Source organism: Roseibium limicola, assembly GCF_017313085.1.
In the GTDB taxonomy this organism is placed as follows: Bacteria; Pseudomonadota; Alphaproteobacteria; order Rhizobiales; family Stappiaceae; genus Roseibium; species Roseibium limicola.
The window spans coordinates 34955-49065 of the sequence record NZ_JAFLNF010000009.1; the positions used below are offsets into that span (position 1 = coordinate 34955).

17 protein-coding genes are annotated in these 14111 nt (G+C 59.0%); 2 read left to right on the forward strand and 15 right to left on the reverse strand.

Annotated elements, in window-relative coordinates:
* Positions 1-17: 17 nt before the first annotated feature.
* The 3 genes from lysA to argH form a co-directional block, all read right to left on the reverse strand.
* The gene (gene lysA / locus J0X15_RS17865; protein WP_206943751.1) at positions 18-1289 is read right to left on the reverse strand and encodes a diaminopimelate decarboxylase; all 1272 of its coding nucleotides are present in this window, start codon (positions 1287-1289) and stop codon (positions 18-20) included.
* Positions 1290-1342: 53 nt separating this feature from the next.
* Positions 1343-1612: a lipoprotein gene (locus J0X15_RS17870; RefSeq protein ID WP_206943753.1), complete on the reverse strand. Its 270-nt coding sequence runs from the start codon at positions 1610-1612 to the stop codon at positions 1343-1345.
* A gap of 112 nt (positions 1613-1724) precedes the next feature.
* The gene (gene argH / locus J0X15_RS17875) at positions 1725-3110 is read right to left on the reverse strand and encodes an argininosuccinate lyase (protein WP_206943755.1); all 1386 of its coding nucleotides are present in this window, start codon (positions 3108-3110) and stop codon (positions 1725-1727) included.
* Between the two features lie 41 nt (positions 3111-3151).
* On the opposite strand from argH, the gene tlpA reads away from it, so the two are divergent.
* Entirely contained in the window at positions 3152-3820 is a 669-nt protein-coding gene (gene tlpA / locus J0X15_RS17880; RefSeq protein ID WP_206943757.1) for a thiol:disulfide interchange protein TlpA, read from the forward strand.
* A 71-nt stretch (positions 3821-3891) separates the two neighbouring features.
* Here tlpA and J0X15_RS17885 read toward each other — a convergent pair whose 3' ends face one another.
* From J0X15_RS17885 to J0X15_RS17935, 11 genes are all read right to left on the reverse strand, one after another.
* Complete coding sequence (locus J0X15_RS17885; RefSeq protein WP_206943759.1) at positions 3892-4098, reverse strand: hypothetical protein; 207 nt, start codon at positions 4096-4098, stop codon at positions 3892-3894.
* A 36-nt stretch (positions 4099-4134) separates the two neighbouring features.
* On the reverse strand, positions 4135-4401 hold the full coding sequence (locus tag J0X15_RS17890) for a hypothetical protein (RefSeq protein ID WP_206943761.1): 267 nt from the start codon (positions 4399-4401) through the stop codon (positions 4135-4137).
* A 181-nt stretch (positions 4402-4582) separates the two neighbouring features.
* The gene (locus J0X15_RS17895; protein WP_206943762.1) at positions 4583-4792 is read right to left on the reverse strand and encodes a hypothetical protein; all 210 of its coding nucleotides are present in this window, start codon (positions 4790-4792) and stop codon (positions 4583-4585) included.
* Between the two features lie 188 nt (positions 4793-4980).
* Positions 4981-5862, reverse strand: coding sequence for a 3-hydroxybutyryl-CoA dehydrogenase (locus tag J0X15_RS17900; RefSeq protein ID WP_206943763.1), 882 nt, complete (start codon positions 5860-5862; stop codon positions 4981-4983).
* Positions 5863-6004: 142 nt separating this feature from the next.
* Positions 6005-6937 (reverse strand): electron transfer flavoprotein subunit alpha/FixB family protein, encoded by a 933-nt coding sequence (locus J0X15_RS17905; RefSeq protein ID WP_206943765.1) that lies wholly within the window; start codon positions 6935-6937, stop codon positions 6005-6007.
* 27 nt (positions 6938-6964) lie between these two features.
* Positions 6965-7714, reverse strand: coding sequence for an electron transfer flavoprotein subunit beta/FixA family protein (locus J0X15_RS17910; RefSeq protein ID WP_206943767.1), 750 nt, complete (start codon positions 7712-7714; stop codon positions 6965-6967).
* Positions 7715-8044: 330 nt separating this feature from the next.
* Entirely contained in the window at positions 8045-8620 is a 576-nt protein-coding gene (locus J0X15_RS17915) for a cob(I)yrinic acid a,c-diamide adenosyltransferase (protein WP_206943769.1), read from the reverse strand.
* 36 nt (positions 8621-8656) lie between these two features.
* On the reverse strand, positions 8657-8851 hold the full coding sequence (locus tag J0X15_RS17920) for a twin transmembrane helix small protein (RefSeq protein WP_206943771.1): 195 nt from the start codon (positions 8849-8851) through the stop codon (positions 8657-8659).
* A 270-nt stretch (positions 8852-9121) separates the two neighbouring features.
* A complete protein-coding gene (locus J0X15_RS17925) occupies positions 9122-9610 on the reverse strand; it encodes a YciE/YciF ferroxidase family protein (protein WP_206943773.1) in 489 nt (162 codons plus the stop codon).
* Positions 9611-9694: 84 nt separating this feature from the next.
* Complete coding sequence (locus J0X15_RS17930) at positions 9695-10567, reverse strand: SDR family oxidoreductase (RefSeq protein ID WP_231710487.1); 873 nt, start codon at positions 10565-10567, stop codon at positions 9695-9697.
* Between the two features lie 19 nt (positions 10568-10586).
* Complete coding sequence (locus J0X15_RS17935; protein WP_206943775.1) at positions 10587-11834, reverse strand: ubiquinone biosynthesis hydroxylase; 1248 nt, start codon at positions 11832-11834, stop codon at positions 10587-10589.
* A gap of 137 nt (positions 11835-11971) precedes the next feature.
* On the opposite strand from J0X15_RS17935, the gene tesB reads away from it, so the two are divergent.
* The gene (gene tesB, locus J0X15_RS17940; protein ID WP_206943777.1) at positions 11972-12865 is read left to right on the forward strand and encodes an acyl-CoA thioesterase II; all 894 of its coding nucleotides are present in this window, start codon (positions 11972-11974) and stop codon (positions 12863-12865) included.
* A gap of 8 nt (positions 12866-12873) precedes the next feature.
* On the opposite strand, the gene J0X15_RS17945 is transcribed toward tesB, so the two are convergent.
* Complete coding sequence (locus J0X15_RS17945) at positions 12874-14037, reverse strand: CobW family GTP-binding protein (RefSeq protein ID WP_206944161.1); 1164 nt, start codon at positions 14035-14037, stop codon at positions 12874-12876.
* Between the last annotated feature and the right edge of the window lie 74 nt (positions 14038-14111).

The following is a 14111-nucleotide window of genomic DNA, read 5'->3' on the forward strand; positions in this document are numbered from 1 at the left end:
TGCAGCCGCGACCAGGATCAGTCCTGCAGCCAGTCCGGAACCTGGTCCAGCCCGATCAGCTCTTCATAGGACTGACGCGGACGGATCACCGCAAACTTGCCGTCCTTGACCATGACTTCCGGTACCAGCAAACGGGTGTTGTAGGTGCTCGCCTGGGTCGCGCCATAAGCTCCGGCAGAATAGACTGCCAGAAGATCACCCGGCGCCACCTCGGGCAGATCCCGGCCCAGGCCGAGATAATCCCCGGTTTCGCACACTGGCCCGACCACATCGGCGACAATCCGCTTGTCGTCAGAACCCGGCTCCTGCACCGGGCCGATCTCGTGATAGGCCTCATACAAGGTTGGACGGATAAGGTCGTTCATCGCGCCATCGACAATGACGAAGTTCTTCGCCTCGCCAGTCTTCACGTAGACCACCTTGGTCACCAGAATTCCGGCATTGCCGGCAATCAGACGACCCGGCTCGAAGACGATGCGGCAATCCAGCTTTTCAACGTGGCGCTTGACCACTTGCGCATAGGCATCCGGATGCGGTGGCGGATTATTGTCAGCCACATAGGGAATTCCCAGGCCGCCCCCCAGATCGACGTGCTCGATCGTGTGACCATCGGCGCGCAAGTCGGCGATCAGGTCGCCCAGCCGTGCAAAGGCATCGTCAAAAGGCTGCAGCTGCGTAATCTGCGAACCGATGTGCATGTCAATACCGGCCACTTCTATGCCCGGCAGCTTGGCAGCAACCGCATAGACCTCACGGGCCTTCTGCCACGGAATACCGAACTTGTTCTCCGCCTTGCCCGTGGAGATCTTCGCGTGTGTCTTGGCATCGACGTCCGGATTAATGCGCAGCGACACCCGCGCAACCTTGCCCAGGCCGGAAGCGACCCGCGACAGCTGATGCAGCTCCGGTTCGGATTCCACGTTGAAACAAAGAATATCTTCCTGCAGCGCGTAGGTCTGCTCGGCTTCCGACTTGCCAACGCCGGAGAACAGGATCCGCTCTCCGGGAACGCCTGCCGCCCGCGCCCGGCGCAATTCGCCTTCAGACACCACATCCATCCCGGCGCCAAGGTCGCCGAGGGTTTTCAGCACCGCCTGATTGGAGTTCGCCTTCATCGCGTAGCAAACCAGCGTATCGATGCCCTGCAAAGCGTCCTTGAACACTTTGTAGTGACGCTCCAGCGTGGCGCTTGAATAGCAATAAAACGGCGTCCCGACCGCCTCGGCGATCTCGGAAACCGGCACATCCTCAGCATAAAGGGTGCCCTGACGGTACTGGAAATGGTGCACGATAAGTCCTTGAAAGCTTTACGCCGGCGAGTGCCCGAGGGCCTCGAGCCGGATCAGATCAGGTAGTCGAGAAAGAAGCGGGGCTGGGCCGTTTCAGTGGCGGGCACTGCCGGAACAACTTGCGAGCCTGTGGCCGTCTCGGTCTGGACCACCGGGGCAACGTCATAAGCCGCCGGGGCCGCAGGCGATTCCAGGGATCCCTTGCGGCCACAACCGGCCAGAACCACGGACAGGCAGAGAACGCCGGCGACAAGTCCGCGTTTGACCAGGGTAACGGATCTCCCCTCGACAGACTTGCTCACAGTTTCAGACACTTGCCCCATAATCATCGCCTCATGGTGATGCAGTTTGCCGCGTTGTCATTCTTCCTCGCATGGAAGACGGGGGACGGCAACCCTCCAGCAGGTCTGCCGTCCTCCAATTTCCTGCTTGGCCTTAGCCCCGTGCCAGCTCTTTGAGCCAGCGGCGGGCCTGCTTGCGCACATTGACCGGCGCGGTGCCGCCGTAGCTGACGCGCGAGCGCACGGATTTGTCGACGGACAGCACCGAGAAGACTTCCTCGGTAATCGTCGCATCAACTTCCTGCATGGCTTCCAGCGGAACCTTGTGCAGCTCGCAATTGCGCTCAACGGCGATGCCGACAATCCGGCCCGTCACATGGTGCGCATCGCGGAAAGGCATGCCAAGCACTCGCACCAGCCAATCGGCCAAATCCGTTGCCGTGGAGTAGCCCGAACCGGCGGCTTTTTTCAAAACCTTGGTGTTCGGCTCCAGATCCTTGACCATCCCGGTCATCGCAGCCAAGGCAAGAGAGATGCTGGAAAGGCCGTCAAAAGCCTGTTCCTTGTCTTCCTGCATGTCCTTGGAATAGGCCAGCGGCAGACCTTTCATGACCACCAGAAGCCCCTGTAGGGAGCCGAAGATCCGGCCGGTCTTGGCACGGATCAGCTCCGCAGCGTCCGGGTTCTTCTTCTGCGGCATGATCGAAGAGCCGGTCGAGAATTTGTCCGACAGCTTGATGAAACCGAACTGGGCGGAACACCAAATGACAATTTCCTCGGCAAACCGCGACAGATGCACCGCGCAGATCGAGGAGGCCGCCAGGGCTTCAATCACGAAGTCGCGATCCGAGACTGCATCAAGTGAATTGGCCGTTGGGCGATCGAAACCAAGCGCCTCGGCAGTCGCCTTGCGGTCGATCGGGAAGGATGTTCCCGCCAACGCGGCAGCGCCCAGCGGGCTTTCGTTCATCCGAGCGCGCGCGTCGCGAACACGCGAGCGGTCGCGGGCGAACATTTCCACATAGGCCAGCAAATGATGACCAAACGTCACCGGCTGCGCCGACTGCAGATGGGTAAAGCCCGGCATCACGTCGGCAGCATGGATCTCGGCCTTTTCAGCCAGAGCCTGCATCAGCTCGCTCAGCTGCTGGTCCAGAGTGTCGAGCGTATCGCGCACCCACAGACGGAAATCGGTAGCAACCTGATCGTTACGCGAACGACCGGTGTGCAGACGACCAGCCGTCGGCCCGATCAATTCGGCCAGCCGCGCTTCGATATTCATATGAATATCTTCCAGCGCCCGGGAGAAGGTGAATTTGCCCTCTTCGATCTCTGACAGGATCGTGTCTAGACCGTCAGCGATCTTCGCGGCATCTTCCGCCGTGACAATCTGTTGCGCCGCGAGCATGCGCACATGGGCTTTCGAGCCCGCAATATCCTGCCTATATAGCTTGCGGTCATAGTCGATGGAGGCATTGATCTCCTCCATGATGGCATCCGGTCCTTCCGCAAACCGGCCGCCCCACATGCGATTGCTCATGCTTAAGTCCTTGAGATTACCCCATTCAGAGGTCTGGAAGAATGTCGAACCCTACCGCCAAAAACCCAAAGCGCCTGCGTCAGTTATTGATGACCGGAGGCGCTGGTCTGGCAGCTGTAACTGTTGCGGTATACGGGATCTGGGGGGGCAATGGCAACTCGGGCACGGCTGAAACCTGCCAGATTGCCCAATCGATGGCCGAAAGCGTTCAACCGCATGTCGGCGGCGAGGTTGCAGCCTTCATTCCGGCCACCAGCCCGCTGGATCTCTCCACGCTCGCCTTCAAGCAGGCAGACGGCAGCGATGCGACGATGGCCGACTTCTCCGGCAAGACGGTGCTGTTGAACCTTTGGGCAACCTGGTGCGCCCCGTGTCGCAAGGAAATGCCGGCACTGGACACGCTTCAATCGGAAATGGGGGGAGAAGACTTTGAGGTCGTCGCCGTCAACGTCGATCGTGGTGGTACGGAAAAGCCGGAGGCCTTCCTCAGCGAAATCAACGTCGAGAACCTATCGTTGCGCCATGACGGCAGCAACAAGATCATCACGGACCTGCGCAAGCTGGCCAAGGCACCCGGCCTGCCGACAACCATACTGATCGGGCCGGACGGATGCGAAGCCGGAACCATGTTCGGTCCGGCAGAATGGGCGTCCAAAGAAGCCAAGGCGCTCATCACGAGCGCCTTGCAGGCTGTCAAACCTCAGGGGTAAAGCTGACGTCACCAACAAGCCGGGAGGGCGCTACCGCGCCAATCCCTGGACTGGGGCCGTGCGAGACCGTGTCAGGCGGTAATATCGACCGCATTGCCGAGACCCGGAATTTGCCGGGCTTGGCGACGGTCCTGACCCTGAGTTGTTTCCTGCTGTTCCTGCAGGCGATTTGCCACCTGACGCTCCTGCTGGTTGTTGTCGCGTATGGCGTTGGTCGCCAGCTCGCTCCGAACATTCGCAGCGCCATAGGCCGCTGATGTCTCACCAATTGGGGGCATACTCACTACTCCTCTTTACGAACTCAGTGCATCACGTCACGCCGTGATGTCGATCCGCCCGCCCAGGGATGTATCCGAAGGGGCTGGCCGAGATTCTGATCGATTTTCAAGCTGCTCGGCGACACGCTCGAGCGATTCCGCCCGACGGCTGCTGGAATTCGCCTGACGCTGTACAGTCTCTGCAACGGATTGTTCCTGGCGTGTTTCCAACTCGCGCACTTGTTGAGCGGTGCGTTCCGGGGTGGACTCTCCAGCCCGTGGAAGGAAGGGCGTGGAAGAGCCGTAACCAATTGCCTCGGGCATATCAGGCTCCTACGACTAGAAAACTCTGTCGTGAATATAGGGCGCCAGATAGATGAAATCATTAAAACCGAAAATAACCTTAGGTCATCATCGCCGCAAAATTACGTATACTAGGACAATTTGTCTAAAATTTTAAATATCAATCTGATCAATGCTTCAGTCGCCGAACGAACAACGCGCCTCAGGCGCTAACATCGACGGCGGTACCCAGCCCGGGAGGGGCCGCAGCCGGAGCAGATGTCTGGCTAAGGTTCTGGGCCCCTTCCTGCAACAGAGCAACAAGGTTGGCATCTGCCTGCACCGCCTGCTTGAGCATGGCAGTCTGAAGCGCCTGTCCGGTCTCTGCCTGGGTAAAGGCGACATATGTCGACGCCAAAGCTGCGGTATCCATAGAGATCTCCTTTGAGGTCAACCTCGTTAAAACAATTTAAGCAAAACTTAACGCAGAGTTTATCACTTTAATTCAAATAGATAGATCGGTCGAAAAGTTTCGAATCAGGAAATTATCCTCCAAAATGCAAAAAGACCGGATCAAACATTGATCCGGTCCCTAGGGAATATTGACGATATGACTTTAAATCAGCGGGTCGGAACCGGTACATCACCGCGATAGTCATAGAAGCCGCGCTGGGTCTTGCGGCCAAGCCAACCGGCCTCGACGTATTTTACCAGCAACGGGCACGGACGATACTTGGAGTCCGCCAGACCTTCATACAGCACCTGCATGATCGACAGGCAGGTGTCCAGACCGATGAAATCGGCCAGCTGCAGCGGCCCCATCGGATGGTTTGCGCCGAGCTTCATCGCCGTATCGATGGATTCCACCGAGCCGACACCCTCATACAGGGTGTAGATCGCCTCGTTGATCATCGGCAGCAGGATGCGATTGACCATGAAGGCCGGGAAGTCTTCCGCAACGGCCATTTTCTTGCCGATGCGGTTGACGAAGCCCTTGGCGGCTTCATAGGTCTCATCTTCAGTCGCTATTCCGCGAACCAGCTCCACCAATTCCATGATCGGCACCGGGTTCATGAAATGAATGCCGATGAAGCGCTCCGGACGGTCCGTGGAGGCGGCCAGACGGGTGATGGAAATGGAGGAGGTGTTGGTTGCCAAAATGGCTTCCGGCTTCAACAGCGGGCACAGCTGCGAATAGATCTTGCGTTTGATCTGCTCGTTCTCGACGGCAGATTCAATCACCAGATCCGCATCGCTGAGCATGTCGAGATCGCCGGCTGCGGAAATCCGCGCCAGAGCCGCGTCGCGCTCAGCTTCGGTGATCTGTTCTTTTTGCACCTGGCGCACCAGATTGCCGTTGATCGAGGCAAGTCCGGATTCAATCTTGTCCTTGGAGATGTCGCTGAGCACAACGTCAAACCCGGCGACGGCGCAGACATGGGCGATACCGCTGCCCATTTGTCCGGCGCCGATCACGCCGATTTTCTTCAATTCAATCCCCATCGTCCAATCCGATCCAAATATCTTGAGCCCAACCGGAAACGCTGCCGGCATCCTTGAAAACGAGTATTGCCGCCGCAGGGCCTGCTCGGCAAGCGTCCGGACGATGAAGCACCGCCCGGACGCATTGTTCATATCTGTCGATTTACTCGACGGCTGCCTTCAATTCCGGCAGAGCTTCGAACAGATCGGCAACCAGACCGTAGTCGGCCACCTGGAAGATCGGTGCTTCCTCATCCTTGTTGATCGCCACGATCACCTTGGAGTCCTTCATGCCGGCCAGGTGCTGGATGGCACCGGAAATGCCACAGGCAATGTAGAGATCCGGGGCGACGACCTTGCCGGTCTGACCCACCTGCCAGTCGTTCGGAGCATAGCCTGCGTCAACCGCAGCGCGCGATGCACCAACAGCCGCACCAAGCGCATCCGCAACCGGCATGATGACTTCCTGGAATTTCTCTTCGGAGCCCAGCGCACGACCACCGGAGATGATGATCTTGGCAGAGGTCAGTTCCGGACGGTCCGACTTGGACAGTTCTTCGCCGACGAATTCCGACTTGCCATTGGCCGCATCGCCACTCACGGCTTCCACCGGAGCAGAGCCACCGGCCTCAGCCGAAGCAAACGTCGATGTCCGCACGGTGATGACCTTCTTGGCATCGGAAGATTTCACGGTCTGGATCGCGTTGCCGGCATAGATCGGTCGTTCGAACGTATCGGCATCGATCACCGCCAGAACATCCGAGATCTGCATCACGTCGAGCAGAGCTGCGACGCGCGGCAAAGTGTTCTTGCCGTTGGCCGTCGCCGGAGCAACGATGGCATCATAGTCGCCAGCCAGCGAAACGATCAGGTTGGCAACAGGCTCAGCCAGCTGATGCGCCAGCTCGGCGCTCTCAGCCGTCAGAACCTTGGCAACACCGGCCAGCTTGGAAGCCGTGTCGGCGGCAGCAGCTGCCCCTTCGCCAACAACCAGCACATGCACATCGCCACCGATCTGGGTGGCGGCTGTCAGCGCCTTGGCAGTTGCATCATTCAGCACGCCAGCAGCGTGTTCGGCCACAAGAAGTGTCGTCATGTGTCGTAATCCTTCTTCTTGGGGTCCTTAAAGGACGCCGGCCTCGTTTTTCAGCTTGTCGACCAGTTCGGCGACGGAAGCCACCTTGACGCCAGCCTGCCGGGCTGCCGGCTCGCTTGTCTTCAGCACGGAGAGACGCGGAGTGACGTCGACGCCATAATCCTCGACGGTTTTCATGTCGATCGGCTTCTTCTTCGCCTTCATGATGTTCGGCAAGGAAGCGTAACGTGGCTCGTTCAGACGCAGGTCGGTGGTGACGATTGCCGGCATCGCCAGCTTCACGGTCTGCAGACCGCCATCAACTTCACGGGTGACCGAAACAGAGCTGTCATCCAGGTCGACCTTGGAAGCAAACGTGCCCTGACCCCAACCGAGCAGAGCGGCCAGCATCTGACCTGTCTGGTTGCAGTCATCGTCGATGGCCTGCTTGCCCAGAATCACCAGACCAGGCTCTTCAGATTCGACAATGGCTTTCAGGATCTTTGCAACGGCCAACGGCTCGACGGTTTCGTCGGTTTTTACCAGGATGCCGCGATCGGCGCCCATGGCTAGACCGGTGCGGATGGTTTCCTGGGCCTGCTGCGGACCAACGGAGACCACGATGATCTCGCTCGCCTTGCCAGCTTCCTTGAGACGCAGAGCCTCTTCGACGGCGATCTCGTCGAACGGGTTCATGGACATCTTGACGTTGGCCAGATCGACGCCGGACCCGTCCGACTTCACACGAACCTTAACGTTGTAATCAATCACCCGCTTAACGGGCACAAGGATTTTCATTGAGTTCAACCTCCGCTCGGGTGTCCCACCCCGGTTTGAGACAAATTGCGTTTCAACGGCGAAACTTCTGGCCGCTACGGCTGGCAGAATTGCGCCATTCCTCTCGCTCGGGCCGGGACGGTAAAGACACCGCTTCCAGCTGTCAACGATAGCGCAAGGGAACCCTCGACCATCGTCGAAGACGACATGCCGCACCGCAATAAATCTATCAGACCCTAGCTCTTAAGCCGCTCGCCCGTGTTTCTCAAGAGAATGCTTGTCGGGGCCCCATGCTCAGACGGAATAACCCTGCATCCGCCGCAAGCACGCAGAAGGCCACACTGGAGACTTTTAGCGGTTCTTGCCCGGCACCCAGAGAACGTCTCCCTGCGCCCGCTTGTTGCAGGCGCGTGCCGCCACAAAAAAGAAGTCGGACAGCCGGTTGATGTACTTGATCGACGCTTCGCTGACCGGTTCTTCCTGTTGGAGAGCCACCATCAGGCGCTCGGCCCGGCGCGAGACGGTGCGGGCCAGGTGCAAATGCGCAGATGCAGCTGTTCCTCCCGGCAGCACGAAGGAGCGCAGCGGGTCGAGATCTGCGTTGACCCGGTCGATCTCCTTTTCCAGTGCACTCACCTGGGCATCAATGATGCGCAGCGGCTCATACCCCAGATCCTCCCCGGTATCCGGCGTTGCCAGATCGGCACCCAGGTCAAACAGATCATTCTGTATCCGGCTCAGCACATCATCCAGCAGCTTGTCGTCCTCGATCAGATGCAACCGAGCCATCCCGACAATCGAGTTGGTCTCATCCACAGTGCCATAAGCGTCGATCCGCAGATCCGACTTCAACCGGCGCTCGCCCGACCCCAGTGCCGTGGTGCCCTGATCGCCGGTGCGCGTGTAGATCTTGTTCAGAACAACCATTTCAGTCTTCCCATGTCGCGAAGCACGTAGAGACGGTCACTTTCCGCCGAAGAAATAAAGCCCGCCCATCACCAGAATGATGACGAGAAATTGCAGCAGGACGCGCCAGCGCATCAGTTGCTGAGAGCGGTTGGCCGAGCCACCCCGCATCATGTTCCACAGTCCGGCAAGCAGAACCAGCGCCACGGCCACCATGCCCACCCGAACAACAATATCCCAAGTGTATTCCATCACGCCTTACCTTGTTTCAGCCGGAGTACACCATGAACCCGGATGCAGGTCGACGGAAAACCGAAGGGCCGCAACAGCCACTTGATCGACATTTCCATCCTTCATTTTCCTGCATATGTGTCCAATTTGGTGCCCTCGGCAAGGCCGGACAGCGGGACAATTGACCGCACAGGACAGGCAAAGGGCGGGCAAGCTCAGTGCCACCAAACTCAAAACACAAAAGGCCGGGCAGCGAACTGCCCGGCCTTTCAGTCAGAATACACCACCGGATCAGGCAGCTTTTTCGTTCAACCGGTCTTCACCCAGACGCAGCAGCTTGTTGTCAGCTTCCTTTTCCTCCGCCAACGTCTGACGCAGGATGGTTGCAGCTTCCGTGTGGCCAAGCTCGGTCGCCCAGGAGACCAATGTACCATAGCGGGTAATTTCGTAATGCTCGACCGCCTGCGCCGAAGCAATCAGTGCGGCGTCTGTCGTTTTGGCATCATCGACTTCATCCAGCAGCTCTTCGGCTTCGCTGACAATGCCTTCAATCGCCGGACATTCCTCGCCTTCAGCCTTGATGCCAAGGGAAGCGAAGACCTCTTCAAGCCGCTTTACGTGGGTACGCGTCTCTTCCAGATGAGCGTCGAACAGGTTCTTGAGCAGCTTGGAATTGGCTGCTTTCGACATTACCGGAATTTTCTTCGTCAAGAAGTTCTCTGCGAAGTAAACATCCTGCAGAGTGTGAACAAACAGATCCTGAAGACTACTGATAGACATCATATGGCTCCCATTGGTGCAGTTGCGACCTATTAAGTCCTGCAAGCACCACTGGTTCCCGCGCCAAACATTACAAATTGAATGCTATTCTTCCGACTTGGCCGCCCGCAACAGGAAACGGTCCAGAAGTGCTGTCGGCAGAAGCCTTTTCAGCCCTCCAAGCAGATGCGTCGGGATGGTGACATAGTAGCGGGCCTTGGGCTTTTTTGCCTCCAGAGCATGCAGCAGCTGCTTCACAACCGCCGTCGCCGGCAACTTGAAGGGCCCAGGTTCACCCGCTTCCATCCGCTTGCGGCGTTTTTTATAGGCCGAGAGATGTACCGAAGACTGCATGCCCTCGTCGCCAATCCAGCGGTCGAAATTGTCCAGCGCATTAGCCGTGAAGGCCGTGTCGATCGGGCCCGGCTCAATCAGGCTGACATGAATGCCCGTGCCCGCCAGCTCCATCCGCAGGGTGTCGGTATATCCCTCCAGCGCAAACTTGGACGCGGTATAGGCCCCTCGAAACGGCATGGCGATAAAGCCCAGAATCGAGGAACACTGAACGATCCGGCCGCTGCCCTGCGCCCGCATCACCGGCACGACGAGCCGCGTCAGCTCATGCCATCCGAAGAAGTTGGCCTGAAACAGCGTCTGCAGCGCTTCCGGGGAAATATCCTCAAGGGCGCCTGGGATGGCATAGGCACCATTGTTAAACAGCGCGTCCAGCCGTCCATCCGTGCGCTCCAGAACCGCCATGAGCACCGTCTTCAGGCTTTCCGGCTCTTCATAGTCGAGCCGAAAGGCCTCAAACCCCTGGGCGGCCAGCTCATCCACGTCCTGCTGCTTGCGGGCGGTTGCGAAGACCCGCCAGTCGCGACCGCGCAAAAGGCGGGCAGCATTCAACCCGATCCCGGAAGAACATCCCGTGATCAGCACGGTCCGCTTGGCAACGGCCATATCAATTGTCTCAGTCATCGTGTCTTACGCAAAGAATTCAAATGGGTTTGCCGGAGAGCAGCTTGGGAGCCGGACCAGTCAGCCCTGCCGCCTCGGAAATGAACCTGGTTTTAAGAAACGGCATTCGATCAACCAGCCCGAGACCAAAATCACGCGCCGCCCGAAGAACATCGTTATCATTTGAAAACAATCGGTTAAGAACGTCTGTGACAACGCCCATCTGCCATGCGTCAAACCGTCGCCAGCGCTGATAGCGCTCCAGCACATCCAGAGCACCGATGTCCTGACCCAGCCGATTGGCCTCGATCAGCACCTCCGCCAGCGCCGCAACATCCTTGAACCCCATGTTGAGACCCTGTCCGGCAATTGGGTGAATGCCATGCGCTGCATCTCCGGCGAGCGCGAAGCGCGGCCTGACGAAATCACGCGCAAGCGTCAGCCCAAGCGGATAGGCATTGCGCGGCCCGGCCAATTCCAGCGTACCCAGGTGATGACCAAACCGGCGTTGCAGCTCGATCTCAAAGGTGAAGTCGTCACTTGCAACCAGTCGCCGCGCATCATCGGTGCGCTCGGTCCACACCAGCGACGACCGGTTGCCGGGCAGCGGCAGAATGGCAAAGGGCCCAGCCGGCAGGAAATGTTCCTCTGCACGACCATTGTGCGGCCGCTCATGAGCAACCGTAGTGACGATTCCGGATTGTCCGTAGTCCCAATGCACAGTGCGGATGCCAGCCAGATCGCGCAGCCGCGACCGCACACCATCGGCAGCCACCAGCAGGCGGGTGGATACGGATTTGCCGCTGGCCAGGGTCAGACGCACATCAGAAGCCGTCGTGGTGAAGGAGGCAGCTGAATCGGGCGCGTCAAACTCCACTCCCAACGCCTTGGCCTTTTCATACAGCGCCGGCAACATCTTGCCATTGGGCATCATGTTGGCAAAAGGCTCGTTTTCGCCCGCCTTTCCAGTCTCGCCACCAAAGGTCAGGAACACAGGACGCACCTTGTCGCGCAGCTTGCTGTCGGTGACGATCATCTCGGTGATCGGCTGGGCGCTGTCCTTGATGTCGTCCCAGATGCCGAGCTGGGTCAACATCCGCGAGGCAGCTGCGGCAATGGCAGAGGCGCGCGGGTCCCGGTCCAGAACGGCCATCGGTTTCGGGTCGATGACCACGACCTTCAACCCGGAATCACCAGACTTCAAAGCCACCGCAAGCGACAGGCCGACATAGCCGCCACCGGCAATTGCCACATCAAAATCGGCGCCTTTGTGCGGAGCCTCAGCCATCATGATCTCCCAGGATCTCGCTGTTTCGTTTCCCTAGAGGCACCTTGACTTCGCTTCCCGCTGCGTTCAAGTGAGCCTCGATGCGTCCCCAACGACCGGCGACGCGCTATGTTCCTTATGTAGCAGGGATCTCGCCGATGACCACGGCCATAGAAGCACTTCTTGAAACTTTGGACCTGGAACCGCTGGAGCACAATCTGTTCCGGGGTCGCAGCCCCCAGGTTGGTTGGCAGCGGGTTTTCGGCGGTCAGGTCATCGGTCAGGCGCTGATGGCTGCCTCTCGAACCGTGGTGGAAGACCGACTGGTTCATTCCCTGCATGGCTATTTTCTCCGACCTGGCGACCCTGCCGTGCCGATCATCTATGACGTTGATCGTATCCGCGACGGCGGTAGTTTCACCACCCGCCGGGTCGTCGCGATCCAGCACGGCAAGCCGATTTTCTCAATGTCTGCCTCGTTTCAGGTGCATGAAGAGGGCCTCGAACACCAGATCGACATGGGCGATGTTCCCATGCCGGAAGATCTCCCGAGCGAGCGCGACCTGAAGGAAAAATATCTCTCTGTCGCACCGGAGCATGTTCGCAAATATTGGGAGCGGGAGCGCCCGATTGAATTGCGCCCGGTCGATCTGACTCACTACTTTTCCGACACGCCGCTGCCGCCGGAACAGAAGTGCTGGGTGCGGGCCACGGGCACTTTGCCGCAGGACACGCTGGTCCATTCCTGCGTGCTGGCCTACGCCTCTGACATGACGCTGCTCGACACCTCGTTGTTTCCGCATGGCCGCTCGGTCTTCTCGCCCGACATCCAGGCGGCGAGCCTCGACCACGCCATGTGGTTTCACCGCCCGTTCAAAGCCGACGAGTGGCTGCTGTATCTGGAAGATTCGCCTTCTGCCTCAGGATCACGCGGCATGAACCGCGGCTCGCTGTTCACCCGCGAGGGCATTCTGGTTGCTTCAACAGCGCAGGAAGGCCTAATCCGCCGGGTGGCAAAAGACGGCTACTCCGGTCCGAAGCCGTCTCTTTGATCAGGGCCTTAGCCCCTGATCGGGCTGGTAAAACCGGAAATCGCCAGCGGATTGTCAACCATCGTCTGCGGATCCGGGGTGTCTGTCTTCAAGGCGCCGGAAAAAGCGTCAAACAGCTGGGAGACAAAACTCTCCGGCAGATCATGGGTGATGAACACCATCCGCGTGCGATGATCCGCGTCCGGCCAGGCATCAAGCGTCGCCGGCGGATGGAACACGTGCTGCACACCGTGGATCACCACCGGGCGGGAGGGGTCTTCGGCAATCTGCACGATGCCCTTCACCCGCAGCAACTTCGGACCATGGGCCGAGCGCAGAAGATCCAGAAACATTTCCAGCGCTGATGCCGGGATCGCTCTGTCGGTGGCCAGAGTGAAGGCGCGAATGCGGTCATCGTGCCGGTTCACATCGTGCGTATGGCCGTGGCTGTGGCCGTGAGCATGGCCCTTATGATGACCATGGTCATTTTCTGAATCGTGGTGGTGATGATGCGAATGACCATGGTCAATATAAGCTTCGTCGTTCAGCCACTTCGCCACATCCGGGATCTTCGTCGCCGGGTCGTAGAGCCCTGCATCGAACAGCCGCTGCGGGGTTGCGTCGCCAGTTTGAGCTGACAGAACCCGCGCGCCGGGGTTCAGACCCTTCAGCCGCGCCTTCAGCTCTTCAAATTCGGCAGAGACTTCCGCACTCTCGATGAGATCGGTCTTGGTCAGCACCAGCCGATCGGCAACGGCAACCTGACGGCGGGCTTCCTCGTGGGTCGCCAGTGTCTCCAGACCATTCACCCCATCGACCAGCGTCACGACGCTTTCCAGGCGGTAGCGCAGGACCAGGTAGGGATGCAGCATGATCGTGTGCAGGATCGGGCCGGGATCCGCCAGCCCGGTGGTCTCGATCACCACCCGGGCCAACTTGTCGCGACGACCATTGTCGATCTGTCGCAGCAAATTTTCCAGGGTCGTCACCAGATCACCGCGAATAGTGCAGCACAAACAGCCGGAGGAAAGCTCCAGAATGCCGTCCTCGGCCTGTTCCACCAACAGGTGATCCAGTCCGATATCGCCAAATTCATTGATGATGACAGCCGTATCCGCCATCGCCGGGTCTTTTAGGATCCGGTTCAGCAGCGTGGTCTTTCCCGAGCCGAGAAAGCCGGTGATCACCGACATCGGGATCGGCGGCTTCGGTCCGCGAACGGGAGCGGAAACGGTGGGGGAGGCAGTGTCGGACCCGGCCATGGTCA

Bases quoted from the DNA above. Each gene is read 5' to 3' on its own strand.
- tesB (WP_206943777.1), top strand. From the start codon at position 11,972: ATGACCACGGCCATAGAAGCACTTCTTGAAACTTTGGACCTGGAACCG.
- J0X15_RS17925 (WP_206943773.1), bottom strand. From the start codon at position 9,610: ATGTCTATCAGTAGTCTTCAGGATCTGTTTGTTCACACTCTGCAGGAT.
- J0X15_RS17920 (WP_206943771.1), bottom strand. From the start codon at position 8,851: ATGGAATACACTTGGGATATTGTTGTTCGGGTGGGCATGGTGGCCGTG.
- J0X15_RS17915 (WP_206943769.1), bottom strand. From the start codon at position 8,620: ATGGTTGTTCTGAACAAGATCTACACGCGCACCGGCGATCAGGGCACC.
- J0X15_RS17905 (WP_206943765.1), bottom strand. From the start codon at position 6,937: ATGACGACACTTCTTGTGGCCGAACACGCTGCTGGCGTGCTGAATGAT.
- J0X15_RS17900 (WP_206943763.1), bottom strand. From the start codon at position 5,862: ATGGGGATTGAATTGAAGAAAATCGGCGTGATCGGCGCCGGACAAATG.
- tlpA (WP_206943757.1), top strand. From the start codon at position 3,152: ATGTCGAACCCTACCGCCAAAAACCCAAAGCGCCTGCGTCAGTTATTG.
- J0X15_RS17885 (WP_206943759.1), bottom strand. From the start codon at position 4,098: ATGCCCCCAATTGGTGAGACATCAGCGGCCTATGGCGCTGCGAATGTT.
- argH (WP_206943755.1), bottom strand. From the start codon at position 3,110: ATGAGCAATCGCATGTGGGGCGGCCGGTTTGCGGAAGGACCGGATGCC.
- J0X15_RS17930 (WP_231710487.1), bottom strand. From the start codon at position 10,567: ATGACTGAGACAATTGATATGGCCGTTGCCAAGCGGACCGTGCTGATC.
- J0X15_RS17890 (WP_206943761.1), bottom strand. From the start codon at position 4,401: ATGCCCGAGGCAATTGGTTACGGCTCTTCCACGCCCTTCCTTCCACGG.
- J0X15_RS17945 (WP_206944161.1), bottom strand. From the start codon at position 14,037: ATGTCGGTGATCACCGGCTTTCTCGGCTCGGGAAAGACCACGCTGCTG.
- J0X15_RS17910 (WP_206943767.1), bottom strand. From the start codon at position 7,714: ATGAAAATCCTTGTGCCCGTTAAGCGGGTGATTGATTACAACGTTAAG.
- J0X15_RS17895 (WP_206943762.1), bottom strand. From the start codon at position 4,792: ATGGATACCGCAGCTTTGGCGTCGACATATGTCGCCTTTACCCAGGCA.
- J0X15_RS17935 (WP_206943775.1), bottom strand. From the start codon at position 11,834: ATGGCTGAGGCTCCGCACAAAGGCGCCGATTTTGATGTGGCAATTGCC.
- J0X15_RS17870 (WP_206943753.1), bottom strand. From the start codon at position 1,612: ATGGGGCAAGTGTCTGAAACTGTGAGCAAGTCTGTCGAGGGGAGATCC.